General features: G+C 53.3%; 16 protein-coding genes. 9 read left to right on the top strand and 7 right to left on the bottom strand.

Annotated elements, in window-relative coordinates; genetic code table 11:
• Nucleotides 1-26 precede the first annotated feature (26 nt).
• Nucleotides 27-1,022 carry a YhdH/YhfP family quinone oxidoreductase gene (locus KKG35_10240; GenBank protein MBU1738508.1) on the bottom strand — a complete coding sequence of 332 codons (996 nt, stop codon included), beginning with the start codon at nt 1,020-1,022 and terminating at the stop codon, nt 27-29.
• Between the two features lie 308 nt (nt 1,023-1,330).
• Here KKG35_10240 and KKG35_10235 point away from each other — a divergent pair, with 308 nt between their 5' ends.
• The 8 genes from KKG35_10235 to KKG35_10200 all read left to right on the top strand — a co-directional run bounded on the left by KKG35_10235 (nt 1,331) and on the right by KKG35_10200 (nt 9,740).
• A complete protein-coding gene (locus KKG35_10235; protein ID MBU1738507.1) occupies nt 1,331-2,614 on the top strand; it encodes a class II fructose-bisphosphate aldolase in 1,284 nt (427 codons plus the stop codon).
• 177 nt (nt 2,615-2,791) lie between these two features.
• Entirely contained in the window at nt 2,792-3,913 is a 1,122-nt protein-coding gene (locus KKG35_10230; GenBank protein ID MBU1738506.1) for an NADH:flavin oxidoreductase, read from the top strand.
• A gap of 26 nt (nt 3,914-3,939) precedes the next feature.
• Nucleotides 3,940-4,533 (top strand): response regulator, encoded by a 594-nt coding sequence (locus KKG35_10225; GenBank protein ID MBU1738505.1) that lies wholly within the window; start codon nt 3,940-3,942, stop codon nt 4,531-4,533.
• Between the two features lie 434 nt (nt 4,534-4,967).
• Nucleotides 4,968-5,306, top strand: a complete 339-nt coding sequence (locus KKG35_10220; GenBank protein MBU1738504.1) for a P-II family nitrogen regulator — start codon at nt 4,968-4,970, stop codon at nt 5,304-5,306.
• 47 nt (nt 5,307-5,353) lie between these two features.
• Complete coding sequence (locus KKG35_10215; GenBank protein MBU1738503.1) at nt 5,354-6,685, top strand: ammonium transporter; 1,332 nt, start codon at nt 5,354-5,356, stop codon at nt 6,683-6,685.
• Between the two features lie 51 nt (nt 6,686-6,736).
• Nucleotides 6,737-7,477, top strand: a complete 741-nt coding sequence (locus KKG35_10210) for a hypothetical protein (protein MBU1738502.1) — start codon at nt 6,737-6,739, stop codon at nt 7,475-7,477.
• Between the two features lie 192 nt (nt 7,478-7,669).
• Nucleotides 7,670-8,419 (top strand): type 1 glutamine amidotransferase, encoded by a 750-nt coding sequence (locus tag KKG35_10205; GenBank protein MBU1738501.1) that lies wholly within the window; start codon nt 7,670-7,672, stop codon nt 8,417-8,419.
• A gap of 13 nt (nt 8,420-8,432) precedes the next feature.
• A complete protein-coding gene (locus KKG35_10200; protein ID MBU1738500.1) occupies nt 8,433-9,740 on the top strand; it encodes a hypothetical protein in 1,308 nt (435 codons plus the stop codon).
• Between the two features lie 197 nt (nt 9,741-9,937).
• On the opposite strand, the gene tatA (KKG35_10195) is transcribed toward KKG35_10200, so the two are convergent.
• From tatA (KKG35_10195) to KKG35_10185, 3 genes are all read right to left on the bottom strand, one after another.
• The gene (tatA, locus tag KKG35_10195) at nt 9,938-10,165 is read right to left on the bottom strand and encodes a twin-arginine translocase TatA/TatE family subunit (GenBank protein ID MBU1738499.1); all 228 of its coding nucleotides are present in this window, start codon (nt 10,163-10,165) and stop codon (nt 9,938-9,940) included.
• A gap of 36 nt (nt 10,166-10,201) precedes the next feature.
• Nucleotides 10,202-10,393 (bottom strand): twin-arginine translocase TatA/TatE family subunit, encoded by a 192-nt coding sequence (gene tatA / locus KKG35_10190; GenBank protein MBU1738498.1) that lies wholly within the window; start codon nt 10,391-10,393, stop codon nt 10,202-10,204.
• Between the two features lie 174 nt (nt 10,394-10,567).
• The gene (locus tag KKG35_10185; protein ID MBU1738497.1) at nt 10,568-11,398 is read right to left on the bottom strand and encodes a purine-nucleoside phosphorylase; all 831 of its coding nucleotides are present in this window, start codon (nt 11,396-11,398) and stop codon (nt 10,568-10,570) included.
• Nucleotides 11,399-11,555: 157 nt separating this feature from the next.
• Between KKG35_10185 and KKG35_10180 the strand changes: the two genes are divergently transcribed.
• Nucleotides 11,556-12,611 carry a mechanosensitive ion channel gene (locus KKG35_10180; GenBank protein MBU1738496.1) on the top strand — a complete coding sequence of 352 codons (1,056 nt, stop codon included), beginning with the start codon at nt 11,556-11,558 and terminating at the stop codon, nt 12,609-12,611.
• A gap of 36 nt (nt 12,612-12,647) precedes the next feature.
• Here KKG35_10180 and KKG35_10175 read toward each other — a convergent pair whose 3' ends face one another.
• The 3 genes from KKG35_10175 to KKG35_10165 form a co-directional block, all read right to left on the bottom strand.
• Nucleotides 12,648-13,013 (bottom strand): response regulator, encoded by a 366-nt coding sequence (locus KKG35_10175; protein ID MBU1738495.1) that lies wholly within the window; start codon nt 13,011-13,013, stop codon nt 12,648-12,650.
• A 13-nt stretch (nt 13,014-13,026) separates the two neighbouring features.
• Nucleotides 13,027-13,221 carry a hypothetical protein gene (locus KKG35_10170; GenBank protein ID MBU1738494.1) on the bottom strand — a complete coding sequence of 65 codons (195 nt, stop codon included), beginning with the start codon at nt 13,219-13,221 and terminating at the stop codon, nt 13,027-13,029.
• A gap of 218 nt (nt 13,222-13,439) precedes the next feature.
• The gene (locus tag KKG35_10165; protein MBU1738493.1) at nt 13,440-15,098 is read right to left on the bottom strand and encodes a chemotaxis protein; all 1,659 of its coding nucleotides are present in this window, start codon (nt 15,096-15,098) and stop codon (nt 13,440-13,442) included.
• Between the last annotated feature and the right edge of the window lie 80 nt (nt 15,099-15,178).

Here is a 15,178-nt window from a genome sequence, read left to right as displayed (position 1 = left end):
GCTGAATTATTGATCACTCCCTCTCCTCATATTCTAACAACCACCCTGCCCTGGATACCGCCTTTCATGATCCTGTTGATCTCATCATCAAGACCATCAAGATCCACTTCCCGGCAAATGGATTCCAGATTACCCAGTTTCCAGTCCGAACCGATCTTCTGCCAGATCTCTTTCCGCAACGCCATCGGACATTCCGCTGAATCGATGCCGAGCAGCGAGATCCCCCGCAGGATAAAGGGAAAGACATTCGCCGAAAACTCAGGCCCCGCCACATTGCCGCAACAGGTAACCACCCCACCGTATCTGACCGACCGTAATGCCGTTGACAAAAGCTCGCCGCCCACGGTATCGACCACCCCACTCCAGCGCCCTTTCAGGATCATCCGGCCGCTCCGGTCCGTCGCCTCCTCCCTGGTGATGACTGCCGCCGCACCCCGCTCTTTCAGGAACGGGACCGCCGACTCCTTGCCGGTCACCGCCGTTACTTCATACCCTGCCTTAGCCAGAATCCCGACACTGAATATCCCGACCCCGCCGGTAGCTCCAGTCACCAGAACCTTTCCATGTTCAGGCTTTACCCCGCCCTGAATCAGACGCCATACCGAGTGGGCGGCCGTAAAACCGCCGGTTCCGTAAATCATGCTTTCTTTAAGGCTCAAACCGTCCGGGAGCTTCATCACCCACCCGGCAGGCACCCTGATATACTGGCCAAACCCGCCGGAGGTGTTCATCCCGAGATCATAACAGGAAACGACAACCTCATCCCCGGGACGAAACTCTCCGCCGACACATTCTGCAACAATTCCTGCCGCATCGACCCCGGGGGTATGAGGGTATCTCCTGGTGACCCCCCTGTTCCCCGAAGCAGACAAGCCATCCTTGTAATTGAGGGAAGAATACATCACTCGGACCAGCACCTCGCCCGGCGGCAGATCATCAACACTTCTCTCTTCAACGCCTCTCGTAAAAACCCCTTCCTGGTTTTCCCTGACCACCAGAGCCCTGAAACGCTCACCCGTCATATTGTTTCTCCATCTTTTGCTTCGACTCAGAATAATATCTGCATGCGATAACTATTTTTTATTTTTTCCAGACCTGCCGATGTAGTAGAATCGTTCTATTATGTTCACAAGTTTACAGAACCGCCGATACATTTAGAACAGATTTCTTTATCCACTCAGGGCCGGTTAAGGCCTACCGGGATCAACTATTGATAAATTCCAAGGGCAGTTTACAACATCTGCACATTTGGGTAGAAGAGTTTAACACATGTTGCAAATTCATTAACCGATAACTGTTTTTGATCCGTAATTTTTTAAGGGAGATTATTATGTCCGGCTACTCCGCAGACTTCCTGAAGGCCATTGAAACAGGAAGACCACCCAATATTGTAAAACTTTTCCCGAACTCGAAAGCTCTTCTGGTCAGCGGTAAATTTATCGACCGGGCGCTTCTCGCCAAGGGCAAGGCAATGACCATTGCCGCCAATGGCCGGAGCAGCCTGGTGATCCGCGGCGCACTGATGGCCGCCCAGAAAGCCGATGCCGCGATTATCATCGAGATCGCCCGTTCCGAAGGTGGCGCCAAGGCTTACTGCCCTACCAATTACTGGAATATGGCCCGCCAGGTGGATGCTTTCTGCAATGAACTCGGGATCACGGTGCCGGTGGCCATCCACGCCGATCATTACGGGATCAAAAAGGAAAGCGACCTCGAATATGCCAAGGTAGAAATCCCCACCATGTTTGAAGCCGGGATCACCTCCATTGCCATCGACGCCTCCCATATGCCGGACGACAAGAACCTTCTGGCCAATCTGGCCCTGAAACAATTCGTTCCCGCCTGGGCAGGTCTTGAAACCGAAATCGGCGAGATCAAAGGCAGCGACGGACTCTCTTCTGCAGACGAAGCCCTGTTCCTGATCAGAGGGTTGAATGCCCACGATATCTTCCCCGACTGGATTGCCCTAAACAACGGCACCACTCACGGTATCGAAGCCAGCGGCCAGGGCATCCAGGTCGAACTGACCGCCTCCATCCATAAAGTGCTGACCCCCTATGGCGTTTCCGGCGCCCAGCACGGCACTTCCGGGAACAGTTCCGACCGCCTGCGTGACATCGCCTCGAAAACCAGAACCACCAAGGCCAATGTGGCAACCGCCCTGCAGATGGTTTCCTGGGGTCTTGAAGTGAACGATTACGGCAACGCCATTCTTGATGGTGACGGCAATTTCCAAAAAGTGAAAACCGAAGGGGTCACCGAGGTTCTCTGGCAGGAAATGGTGGAATACGCCACCAAAAACGGCTGGAAAGGGGGCAATTACAAAAACCTGAACCTGCCTTTTGAAAACAAGATCCTCGGGCAGCCCAAAAGCATCCGCGACCGGATGGCCGGTCGGGTTTGTGATTTTGTCTACAACATGCTCGTCAATGTTTTTAACGCCGAAGGATCCGCTCCGATAGCCATTGAGACTATTCTCAAATCAGGCAGCTACGATCCCGGGCATAAAGCGGAAAGAACCGAGAATCCAGCCGACTGGACCGGTGACAAGATTGCCCGGATGGCCGCCACCCTTGATACCGACAAGGGCCCGGCCGGCAACTTTGACGACTGACCGGCACCGAACTGTCGGTTAAAAAAAAAGCAGACGCCAACCAGGGGGTCTGCTTTTTTATTTTCGCTCAACGGTTGCCACAATTTCCAAAAAGGGCTAATAATATCAGACAGATTGCTGCTATCTGACCGAATTTCCTCTCAGATCATCTCGACAACCTGTCTGTAAGGAGCGCTTATGCCCGGTTTGTTTGACCCCATCGAAATCAACGGACTCAAACTTGGCAACAGACTGATACGCTCCGCCACCTGGGAAGGCATGTGTGAAACAGACGGCCGCCCAACCCCCAAACTCACAAAGTTTTATCACGCCCTCGCCCTGGGTGAAGTCGGACTGATCATTACCGGTTACACCTTTGTAAGTCCGGAAGGGAAACAGCTTCCCGGCAAGATGGGCATTCACACGGATACCTTTGCTGCAGACTACAAATCCATGGTTGATGCCGTGCATGACGCAGGCGGGAAAATATGCCTCCAGCTCGTCCATGCCGGCGGCCAGACCGACTCCGGAAACGCAGGCCGTAAGCCCCTGGCCCCATCCGCCATTGCATCCGCCCAGTACCCGGAGATCCCGGCCGAGATGACTGCCGATGACATCAGCAATGTGGTCAGGGCATTCGGTGACGGCGCACGAAGGGCCAAGGAATACGGATTTGACGCGGTCCAGCTCCATGGCGCCCACGGATACCTGATCAACCAGTTTCTCTCACCACTCACCAACCGCCGTGGCGATCTCTATGGCGGGACTGCCGTGAACCGCCTCCGTTTCCTGCGCGAGGTGTATGAAGCGGTGAGAACAGCGGTCACCCCCGATTATCCGGTACTGATCAAGCTGAACGGTTCTGATTTTCTGGCCGGAGGACTCGATCGAGAGGAGGCCCTCTCCGTTGCCCGATACCTGGATGAAGCCGGCATTGACGCCATTGAGGTGAGCGGCGGAACCCCCGCTTCCGGCGAGCAGACACCGGCCCGAAAAAAGATCAGTAGTGAAGAGCAGGAGGGCTACAACCTCTCCCTCGCCGCCGATATCAAGAAGCACGTCACCTGCCCGGTCTTTTCAGTCGGAGGGTTTCGCTCACTTTCCGTTATTGAAAAAGCGCTCGCCGATCATGCCGCCGATTGCTTTTCCATGGCCAGACCATTTATCCGAGAGCCCGATCTTGCCAAACGCTGGCGACTTGGTGAAACAACCAAGGCAAGATGCATTTCCTGCAACGGCTGTTTCATCCCCGGCATTAAGGAGGGCGGCATCTACTGCGTTGCCGAAAAAAAGGAACGGGAAAAAGCACAGGAACAGTAATTCAACTCCGGGGGGAGACCAGAACCATGAACTATCAACCTGAGGACAAATCCATCCTCCTTGTCGACGATGACCCATCGGTCCTTGAGATCATCGGCAGGAGCCTGAGAGCGCTGAACTACACCAATCTTCTTTCGGTGTCGAACGGCGACGACGCCATCAAACTGATCAACCTGGAAAATTTCGACCTGATCATCACCGACCTGATCATGGATAATGTCGATGGTTTTGATGTGCTGAAAAAAGCCAAGGCCAAAGATCCGTTCATGGGGGTTGTTATCATCACCGGCCATGGCGGTCTGGTCCATTCCGCGGTGGAGGCATTACGACTCGGGGCGGACGACTACCTGCTCAAGCCCTGGGAAACGGAAGAAATGGTCATCCGGATCCAGAATGTCCTTGAAAAACTCGATGCCCTGCGAAAGATCAAACTCTATGAGGAGTTCCTGCCCATCTGCTGCAGCTGCCATATGATCCGCGACGACGATGGCGTTGCCAACGGAACGGGTTCCTGGCTCAGGGTCGATGAGTTTCTGACGAAAAAAACCACCGCCAAGCTGACCCATGCCTATTGCCCGAAATGCGCCGAAAAAATGAGGAAGGAATCGGGGATCATCTAAGCCCCTGCCGCCATCCCCGGAAGAACACTTTGCCCCTCCCTTTTATCGTCAGCCGCGCTGACCATCCGCATCTATAGATACGAATCGGTTGCCCGAATTCTTTCAGGTTCGTTTTCGCCCCTCAGATTCGGACAACCCGGATTGATCATATCGGCCCGCCCGCATCCTTTCATTACCATCAATTGAAGCTTCCCATGCCCGAATGAAAACCTACCCCAAAACACTTCTGGAAATAATCACATATTTGTCATCTGTGTAAATAGCAAGTTTACATATATGTAACATATAGCAGACCCACGACCTCGTCATGACGCTACCCCAGAACGATTATATGTAATGTTTTCAGATAATTATCACCTCATTTTTCGACAACACCATTCATGGCACGCTCCTTGTAATAAGATTGATCAAAACCAATTACAGGAGGCCTTACCATGAAAAAAATTGAAGCGATCATCAAGCCATTTCAGCTTGACGCACTCAAAGAAGCAATGCACACCCTAGGTGTCTTCGGCATGACAGTTACTGAAGTAAAGGGATTCGGCAGGCAAAAGGGGCATACCGAAATCTACCGCGGGGCTGAATATGATGTTGATTTCGTCCCCAAGGTAAAAGTCGAGATTGTCACCAATGATAAGATGGTCGACAAGGTGGTTGAAATGATCATCAGCACTGTAAACACCGGCAAAATCGGGGACGGAAAAATCTTCATCATCCCGGTTGATACAGTCTGCAGGATCAGGACCGGCGAAAGAGATCAGGACGCAATCTAGCTCCCTGACAGAACTGAACTTAATCAATACAATCAAGGAGTTACACAATGAAACGCACATTACTTAAAAGAGCCCTGTTTCTATCGGTGCTGCTGCTGCCGGTCCTGGCTGGCGCAGCTGACGAAGCACCGCCGACAATCACCTCAAACGCCGAAGCGATTAAAGGCGTGCAGACCCATCTGGATTACGTCTGGACTCTGGTCGCCGCCGCCCTTGTTTTTTTCATGCAGGCCGGATTTGCGATGGTTGAAAGCGGCTTCACCAGAGCCAAGAGCGCCGTCAATATCATGATGAAGAACCTGATGGATTTTTCCATGGGCTCCCTCTTTTTCTGGGCCATCGGCTTCGGCATCATGTTCGGCACCACCAAAACCGGCTGGTTCGGCACAACCGGCTTCTTCCTCTCCGACTTCAAGGTCGGCGGCGACCCGTGGGTCCTTGCTTTCTGGATGTTCCAGTGTGTATTCGCCGCCACTGCCGCGACCATCGTTTCAGGAGCAATGGCTGAAAGGACCAAGTTCACCGGCTATCTTATCTACAGCGCCGCCCTCTGCGCCTTTATCTATCCGGTTTACGGCAGCTGGGCCTGGGGCAGCCTGTTAAACGGCAACGGCTGGCTTGAAGGCCTTGGATTTATTGACTTTGCCGGTTCAACGGTTGTTCATTCGATCGGCGGCTGGGCAGCTCTTGCCGGGGCCATTGTTCTCGGACCGAGACTTGGCAGGTATTCAAAATCAGGCAAGGTCGTGGCCATTCCCGGTCACAACATCCCGATTGCCGCCCTGGGCGTATTTATCCTCTGGCTCGGCTGGTTCGGCTTCAATCCCGGCTCGACCACTGCCGGGAACAAGGATATCGCAATGATTTTCGTCAACACCAATCTCGCCGCCGCGGCGGGTGCTGCAGCCGCAATGTTTACTTCCTGGTTCAGGTTCGGCAAACCTGAGATCGGCATGAGTTTGAACGGTGCGCTTGCCGGCCTGGTCGGCATTACCGCCGGCTGTGCAAATGTCACTCCCGGCAGCTCAATCATCATTGGTCTGATTGCCGGGATCCTGGTTGTCTTTTCGGTCCTGTTCTTTGACAAGATCAAAGTCGATGATCCGGTCGGCGCGGTATCAGTCCATGGGGTCTGCGGCGCGTGGGGCACCCTGGCCGCCGGGCTCTTCAACATCGAAGGGGTAACGGCAAAGATCGTCACCACTCAGCTGATCGGTGTCGGTTCAGCCTTTGTCTGGTCCTTCGGGGTTGCCTTTATCCTCTTCAAACTGATCAACGCCACAGTCGGTCTTCGGGTCAGCGAAGAAGAAGAGATGATGGGTGTGGACATCGCCGAGCACGGCGGACATGCATACAACGATTTCCAGATAACCAAGTAGAATTTTGAAAACAACGTATCGAATTCATAAACCAAAAAAGGAGACCTGCAAATGAACACCATTACAAAAAAACTTATCCTGACAAGCGCAATCCTGATGTCAACCATGACGGTAATTCCCGCCATGGCTCTGGCCGAGGACAAACCAACGGCAGACTTTACAACCGGCATCTACAGCGATTATGTCTGGAGAGGATATGCCCTGAGTGACGACAGTGTTGTGATCCAGCCATCCATGACCGTTTCATACAAAGGTTTTGCCGCCAATCTCTGGGGTTCCCTCGATACAGATTATCTGAATACCGACGAGAAGAACTGGCTGGAAACGGACATGACCCTTTCCTATGAAGGTTCAGCCGGCAAAATCGGCTACGGAGCCGGTTGGATTTATTATGAAGTGGATGGCGCTGATGACACCCAGGAAGGCTATGTATCGGTAAGCGTTGATACCATCCTTGCCCCGAGCCTGACCGTGTATGTAAACCTTGAGGACACTTCGGCATATTACTCTACCCTCGGCATCAGCCACTCACTGCCTTTGGCGGAAGGAATGGCCCTTGATCTGGGGGCCCAGGTCGGTTACCTGGATAACGGAGCCTCCTACAATGAGTTCCATGATGCTCTGCTCAGTGCTTCCATGAGCTTCGCGGTCGCTGAATATATTTCCGTAACCCCCGAACTGTACTACTCTTTCGCCCTTACCAGTGACTCGGAAACGAATATAAAAGCCGGCAGCGCTGATAATGACGACAACCACTTTTACGGCGGAATTTCGGCAAGTTTGGCATTCTAAGTAAGCCCTCCTCAATTCCTTTCTCTCCCCCGGATACGACCGGTTGAGCCGGCCATATCCGGGGGAGAACGAGTTTCAACAAAATGTTTATAACCGGATACCGCTCAAGTTGAGCAGCTCGTCTGCACAACTTGAGCTTTATGCCCCTGGGCGAAAGCGAGTTCGCGAAACATCGAAACTACTACCCGAAGAGTGAAAAAGACAAACCCCGTGGCCAGAAAATTCCTTGTTTTTCAACATAATGAATGGGAAGTCCCCGGCGAGTATGTGTTCAAAAGCGCGGCAAAGAACAATGTTCTGCTTGACGTCTGCCGGGTATGGGAAGAAAAAATCCCGAGTCTCTCGCCATACGATTGCTTGATGGTGCTGGGCGGCGGCCCGAATGTGGACCAGGAGGATGTTTATCCATTTCTGACAGAAGAAAAAAGGGTCATCCGCCAGTCACTTGCGGAGGACAGGCCGTACCTTGGTTTCTGTCTAGGCCACCAGCTTCTGGCAGAGGCGATGGGGGCCGAGGTCGGACCGAATCACCAGGCAAGCATCGGTTTCATTACCGGCTTTGTGACCCACAACGGCTATAACCACCCGGTGCTGGCGAACCTCCCATGCTGCCTGCCGATTTTCAAATGGCACCGTTATGCGGTACAGGAACCCTTGCCAAGGCATCTTGAGATTCTGCTGACCTCGCGGGAGTGTCAGATTGAAGCGATTTCGGTGGTGAACCGGCCGCACATCGTCGGTTTTCAGTTCGACAACCAGTCGGCGGCGCCAAACGATGTTGCCAAATGGCTGATTCACGACCGCGAGTGGCTGAACTCCCTGCCCGATCCGGTCAACCCGGGAAAAGTGCTGAGCGCGGCCGAAAAATGCTCCCAGGAAACCGGCTGTGAATTTGAACTGATCTTTGACAATTATCTCCGAACAATCGAAAATATGGCGTAAGATATAAAAGACCATGAGTACATCGCCCAAAGACAGCATATTCAATCTGCTTCTCCAGGATGGACCTTTTGCCACAGGCGACCATCCACCGGACGGCAGACTCTTTTCCGGCGCCAACCGGGACCTGGTCCGGCACATTCGCAACAGCAAGGTTGCGACCAGATACCGGGTGATCCGCGACCAGATTTTTGATTTTCTGGACGTCCGTTCATACGGGGACATTGAAAAGCTGCTCGGCAACCCCGAGAGGAAAAAAGAAATCAACCGCAGGTCGTACCGGCTGCTCGCCAACATGTTCGGGATAGAAGGAAATGACCGGGAAATCATCAACAGGGTCGATGGCTACTCGCGGACTGCCGATGGGGTGATCCGCTATCTGCGCAACAAGGTCCTCGCCAACTATGCATCGCACGTGGAGATCACCAACGAGATCGATATTTCCACGAGCCCCGTTGAACTGCTGCTGATCACCTACAACAAAAGGTATTCCAAGAAAGCGCGCTTCGAGGCGAAGCGCAAACTCCTGCTGATGCTGCTGGCCGCATCCATTGATCAGCGGGAAAGGGAAACGGAGATCGAGGCGAAATTCGCGAACTTTCTCGATTTTTTAAACGATCACGTCTGGAGCAGGGAAAATCTGATCGGCGATCTTGATCCGGTGTATATCTTGAGTACGCATGAACCGGAGAACTTCACCACCACCGGCCTGAAGATAATCAGCCCTGCCGAAGCGGCAAAGATCAAAGCCGGAAAGGGGCGCAAGCTGACCCTGATCAAAAGAAGAAGTTTCCGGGTCAGAGGAAAGGAGATTCCGATCTACGTCAGCATCCGCAAGAAGCCCGCGGAAGCCAAGGTTCTGAAACTGTTACGCAAGGGAGAGGAGAACCCCGCGGTCGCGGTCGATGACGAGCTTGGGTTGATGGCGGTTGTCGACACCCAGCTTGAAGTAAAGACCTTCCAGAAACACCTGACCCGGAGTGCGATCGAGGCGAATTCTTTCATGGTCCTTGAAGAGGTCAGTGATTCATTGCAGGGCGACGTGCACCATAACGGCAATATCGGCAGTTCGGAGAAAACGCCGATGCTCAAGTTCTTCGCCCGGATGGGAGGAATGCGGGTCGAGTTCATCGTCCACACCAACGAGAGTTATCTGAACTATATGTACCAGAAGGATGTGGCCCACGATGAATACGAGGTGAAACGGATTTTTGATTCGGGGGTGGCGGAACTGCTGTTCCCCCTGGAGATCTATCACCTGGACATGAAGATTGTCAAAGAAAAGCTGATCCGCTGGTTCAGGACCAGAATCGAGGAATTCTAGCGCCTGCAGGGTTTCAGACTGTCACCTCTTCCTCCTCAAACACGGAACGGGTCCGCCAAATACCCCGACCAAGAGCCCTTCATCCTGAAGGGGTGACAGTCTGAAGCCCTGCGGTTTATTGCCTGCCGTCGCACATAAAACAGAAAAACCGGGGGCAAACCCGGTTTTTCAAATCAACTCCAGAAAAAACCGTTGCTCTATTTGCCGACGATCCGGCCGAGGTCCTTGACCTTGTCAACCTCTTCCTTGATAGCTGCGGCTTCCTTGACTCCGGGAACACTCTCCTCGACTTCACGCAGCCCTTTCTTGAAAGAGCTGATCCCTCTGCCGAGACCGGCCCCGATTTCCGGCAGTTTTTTCCCGCCGAACACCAGAAACGCAATCCCTAAAATAACAATCAGCTCAGGGGTACCCAGTCCAAACATAATTTCACCATGTGACGAGTCGTTGTATTAAAGGGATCAGGCATCGGAAGAGTTGTCGTCTTTTTTCTCTTCGATCTTTTCCTTTTCCTCTTCTTTTTTGGTGGCTTCCTTGAAATTCTTGATTCCCTTTCCTATCCCGGAGCCGATCTCAGGCAACTTTCCGGCCCCGAAAATAATGACGATGATCACCAGAATCACGATCAGTTCCGGCATGCCAAGTCCAAACATGTTGTTCTCCGTATATTAACTTATAAAATATTCCTTGAATGATCCGAACCAATGAAATCTACCGCAAAAAAAAATTGATGGCAAAGCAATTCGCGCACTCAGTGAAACGACACCCGGAGGAAGATCCTGCTGCCACCTGATTTCAGCCGCCGACACTTCGCCTTTTCGAGGACATCAACCGGCCACAACCCTCTGCAACAGCCGCCCCACGTCAGATGATGCCGCCGCCATCTTTTCAAGAATCTCAGCCACCATGATCGGCTGAAAATTGTCCGGGTCATTGACGTTTGCAATGACTGAAAGCGCCAGCACCTTCATTTGCGCGTGGCGAGCGACGATCACCTCGGGCACCGTCGACATCCCGACCGCATCAACGCCAAGCGTCTTGAGATATCGGGTCTCGGCCGGGGTTTCAAGACTCGGCCCCGGCACAGCACAATAGATGCCGGTACAGGTATTTTTCATCCCGAGCTCCGCCGCCGCGTCCAGGCATCGTTTTGCGAGCTTTTCGTCATAGGCTTTCGACATGTCGGGAAACCGCTCCCCCCAGCCATCGACATTGGGGCCGCGCAAGGGGTTGTCGCCGATCAGATTGATATGGTCCTTGACAACCATGATGCTTCCGGGGCATAGATCGTCTCTCAATCCCCCGGCGGCATTGGTGATGACAAGGTTTTTAATCCCGAGTAGCGATAGAACCCTTATCGGGATAGTCAGTTCCCTGGTCGAATACCCTTCATAGTAATGGTGCCTGCCCTGAAGGGCCACCACCGGGACCCCGACCATCTTCCCGCAGACAAGGTTTCCGGCATGTCCGACGACCGTGGATCCCGGAAAGCCCGGGATATCCTCATAGGGGATGATTTGCGCCTCTTCAATCATCCCGGTTATCGAGCCAAGCCCGGTCCCGAGAACAATCGCGTATTCCGGAACAAACGGAAGCCGGCCTTCGAGAAACCGCACCCCCTCATCAACCCTCTCCCGGTATCCGGCAAAATCATCCATCACAATGACACCTGTTCATTCCTTAAAGACGACTCATCAACTCTTCACTCCAGAAAAACCGCCCGCATCGGATATTGCTATTTCCAGCGACAATTAATAAAGTGTCCGGAAATATAAAACAACTCCGAATCATTTCCATATTCAACTCGGTGAGACCATGGATTTCAACCAGTTGCTGGACAACATCAAATCATTTCAGGAAAACCCGCTGCTCAAACCGCTGATCATCGTTATCGTTTATGCCGTTCTGGCCAAGATCGCCGATCTGGTGATCGACCGGATATTCAGGAAAATCGCCGGCCGGACCAGCTTCAGCTCCGATGACAAACTGATTGATCTGCTGCATGCCCCCGCCTGTTTTACCATATTTCTGGTCGGAATCCTTCACGCCCTGTCGGTGGCCCGGCTGAACGCACCCTGGCAGACAGTTCTGCCCGCCGCAACCAAGAGCCTGCTGCTCTTCGTCTTCCTGCTCGCCCTGGCCCGTTTTTTCAACTGGCTGACCGAGCTCAATATCACCAGAGATCTGAAAACCGACAAGCTGGGCAAGGATTTCTCCCTGCTCCTGAAAAATCTGATCCGGGTGGTGGTGCTGGTTGCAGGGCTCCTCTGGCTGCTCGCGATCTGGCAGATCGACCTCACCCCGCTCTTCGCCTCGGCCGGGATTGCCGGGATCGCCATTGCTCTGGCCGCCAAAGACACCCTGGCGAATTTTTTCGGGGGGCTCTCCATCTTTATGGACAAGACCTTCAAGCTTGGCGAATACATTATCCTTGAGAGCGGGGAAAGGGGCGAGGTGGTTGAAATCGGCATCCGCTCAACCAGAATCAAGACCAGGGACGACGTGCTGATCACGATTCCCAATTCAATCCTGGCCAATTCGAAGATCATCAACGAGAGTGCGCCGATCCCGAGATTCCGGATCCGGGTGCCGGTGGGGGTCGCCTACGGCAGCGATCTCGACCAGGTTCAGGAGGTGCTGCTTCAAGTTGCCGCGAATAATCCCAATGTGGCCCTGGAACCTGAAGCGCGGGTCAGGCTGCGCGCCTTCGCTGATTCGTCGGTGAATTTTGAACTTCTCTGCTGGGTGGATGATCCGAGACTCAAGGGGCTTGAAACCCACAATCTGCTTACCGCCATCTACAAGGCCTTTGGTGCGAACAATATCAGCATTCCGTTCCCGCAGCGGGATGTGCATCTGATAAGCTCATAAGCCATGATGCGAGGGCCAAAAAGACGTGCCGGGCTTTCAGGCAAGTAAACCTTCGAGTGCCTGGAGAAACCGCGGGGGATCAAGCGGTTTACTGAAAGACATATCGGCGCCCAGCCGCACCGCTGAATACAGGTAATCCGCCGGGAGGTTTCTGCCTCCCCCGGAAATCGCCACAATCTTCATATCAGGGCACTCCCTGCGGATCTGGATGATCGTTTCGATCCCCTCCTGGTTCGGCATCAGGATATCGGTCACGACCAGATCGATATCTTCATTCCGGCAGGTCAGATGCGCGCCTCGTCCGTCTTCGGCCTCAATCACTTCATAGCCGTTCATCAACAGGACTTCGCTGAGGGTTTCCCTGAAGACGTCGTCGTCATCGATAAGCAGAATGGTCGCCATCTGAGCCACCGTTTTACTTAAACCATCCGGTCAGCGTCTCGAAACCGGACAACATGTGCCGTTCTTTCGGGGGGTTCAGATCGATGGCGGCGAGATAAAGATTGATTCTCCGGTACGATGCGGCAACTTCTTCTTCCGTCACCTCCCGACCAAGTTCGTGTTCCAGCGACTTCCTGACCCTGTCCCGCGCCCTTTCATCGATCTTCATAGTCTCCCTCCTGAACTGTTTCATCATTCTCCCATATGCAAAATCATCTCAAAATTCCGGAGTCAGGGTCAAGGTTTTTTATGATTTTTCCCCCTCAATTTATTTGTCGATCATCAAGTGTCCGCCAAACCAGGCGGTGGTCAATTTTGATCAAAAAAAAGCGGCGGTCCCGTTCAGAACCACCGCTTTTTTTTAATTGAGAACTGAATATTCAGTGATCAGAAATCTTCGAAAGAGTCATCATCACCCATCGGGATGATCTCTTCCGGTTTGCTCTTTTTCCCGGGTTTTGCCGGAGTATGAGTGAGCGCCTTGACCGGCTGCTTCGTTTTCGCTTTCCCGCTTTTTCCGGCAGCGGCGGAGTATCGAACACTCCTGTGCCCTCCGGAATCGGCGGACCCCGCGCCATGGACAATTGCCTGCAGGTTTTTGATCAACCCCATCATCTGCTCAGACTGGGCGGAGAGCTCCTCTGCGGCCGCCGCCGACTCCTCGGCGCTGGCCGAGTTCTGCTGGGTCACCGAATCGAGCTGGGTGGTGGCCTGATTGATCTGCCGGAAGCCCGACTCCTGCTCCTTCGAGGCCGAGGCGATCTCATCGATCAGGGTCGCCATCTTTTCGATACTCTCGGCGACCTCCGAGAAGGAATCATTGGTCCGTTTTACAATTTCGGTGCCGCCGTTGACCTTGTTGATGGTCCCTTCAATAAGCGCCGCCGTATTCTTGGCCGCCTCGGTCGCCCGCATGGCAAGGTTTCTGACCTCGTCGGCCACCACCGCAAACCCCGCACCCGCTTCACCGGCCCGGGCCGCTTCGACTGCGGCATTCAAGGCCAGCAGATTGGTCTGGAAGGCGATCTCGTCGATGGTCTTGATGATCTTTGAGGTCTCTTCGCTGGCCCTGGAAATCTCGCCCATGGAAGAAGTCATCTCGCCCATCGAGGAATTGGCCGAACCAACAATTTTCCGCGCCTCCTTCATCAGCGCATCGGCCTGGGTCGCGTTCTCGGCATTGCCCTTGGTCATCGAATACATCTCCTCCATCGAGGAAGAGGTCTCCTCAAGGGCCGCCGCCGCGGTGGTCGAGCCGTCGGCCAGGGTCTGGCTCGCGGAGGCGACCTGGGAAGAAGCCGCCGCCACCTGCTCGGCCCCGGAGATCATCCCGTTTACCGTAGTGTTGATCGGCCCGGCGATGCCGTTGGCCAGCAGAAAGGCCAGCACTATTGCCACCACAAAGGTTATGATGGCCACCGTCATGGCAAGCCACGCCATGCGAACAGCGCTGGTGCTTGTTTCAGCTGCAAGGATATTGGCTCCCTTAATCGCCTTTTCGTGAAGCGCTTCCACCAACGGTTCGATCTTATGCACATTATCCCGCATCTCAGCTATCGCCCCGGCGATCTTCCCGTCCACCGAAACCATCTTGTCAAAACCTTGCTTGTAGGCGATTAATCCGTTCCGGATCTCACCAACCTTGTCTCTGAGAAGGGAGTTTCCTTCCAGCTCTTTAGAAAGTTTATCGATTACCTTGTGAGCCTTTTCGACATATTTCGCATCTTTCCGCATTATATAATCTTTTTCATGCTTGCGGACTTCAAGCAGGAGCGATCTCGGCCCAAGGGTCTCGATATCATCCCCTTTAAAATATTCAGAAACCTTATGAACCGTATCCCTGAACTCGCCCTGTAAGCCCGAATTCTCGTCCAGCCCCGCTTCCTGATAGAGAGCAACCGTTTTTTCATACGATTTCAGATAAGCCTCTGCGTAACCGATAATCGCTTTAGCCTCTTCAAGATGCTCGACATCATTAGTCCGGGTGGCAATTCCAACTATCTTCTCACCCTTTTCAATCAAGGTGGCAACAGTCTTGCGATTCATCTCAAGATACTTCAGGTCTTTCCGGAGGAGAAAATCTTTCTCATTCCGTCTTGCCTGGAGCATCATCACATCGATATCAC

This window comes from Pseudomonadota bacterium (genome assembly GCA_018823285.1).
Lineage (GTDB): Bacteria > Desulfobacterota > Desulfobulbia > Desulfobulbales > JAGXFP01 > JAHJIQ01.
Note: the sequence above shows the minus strand (reverse complement) of the source record. Positions and strands in the feature narration are given on the sequence as shown.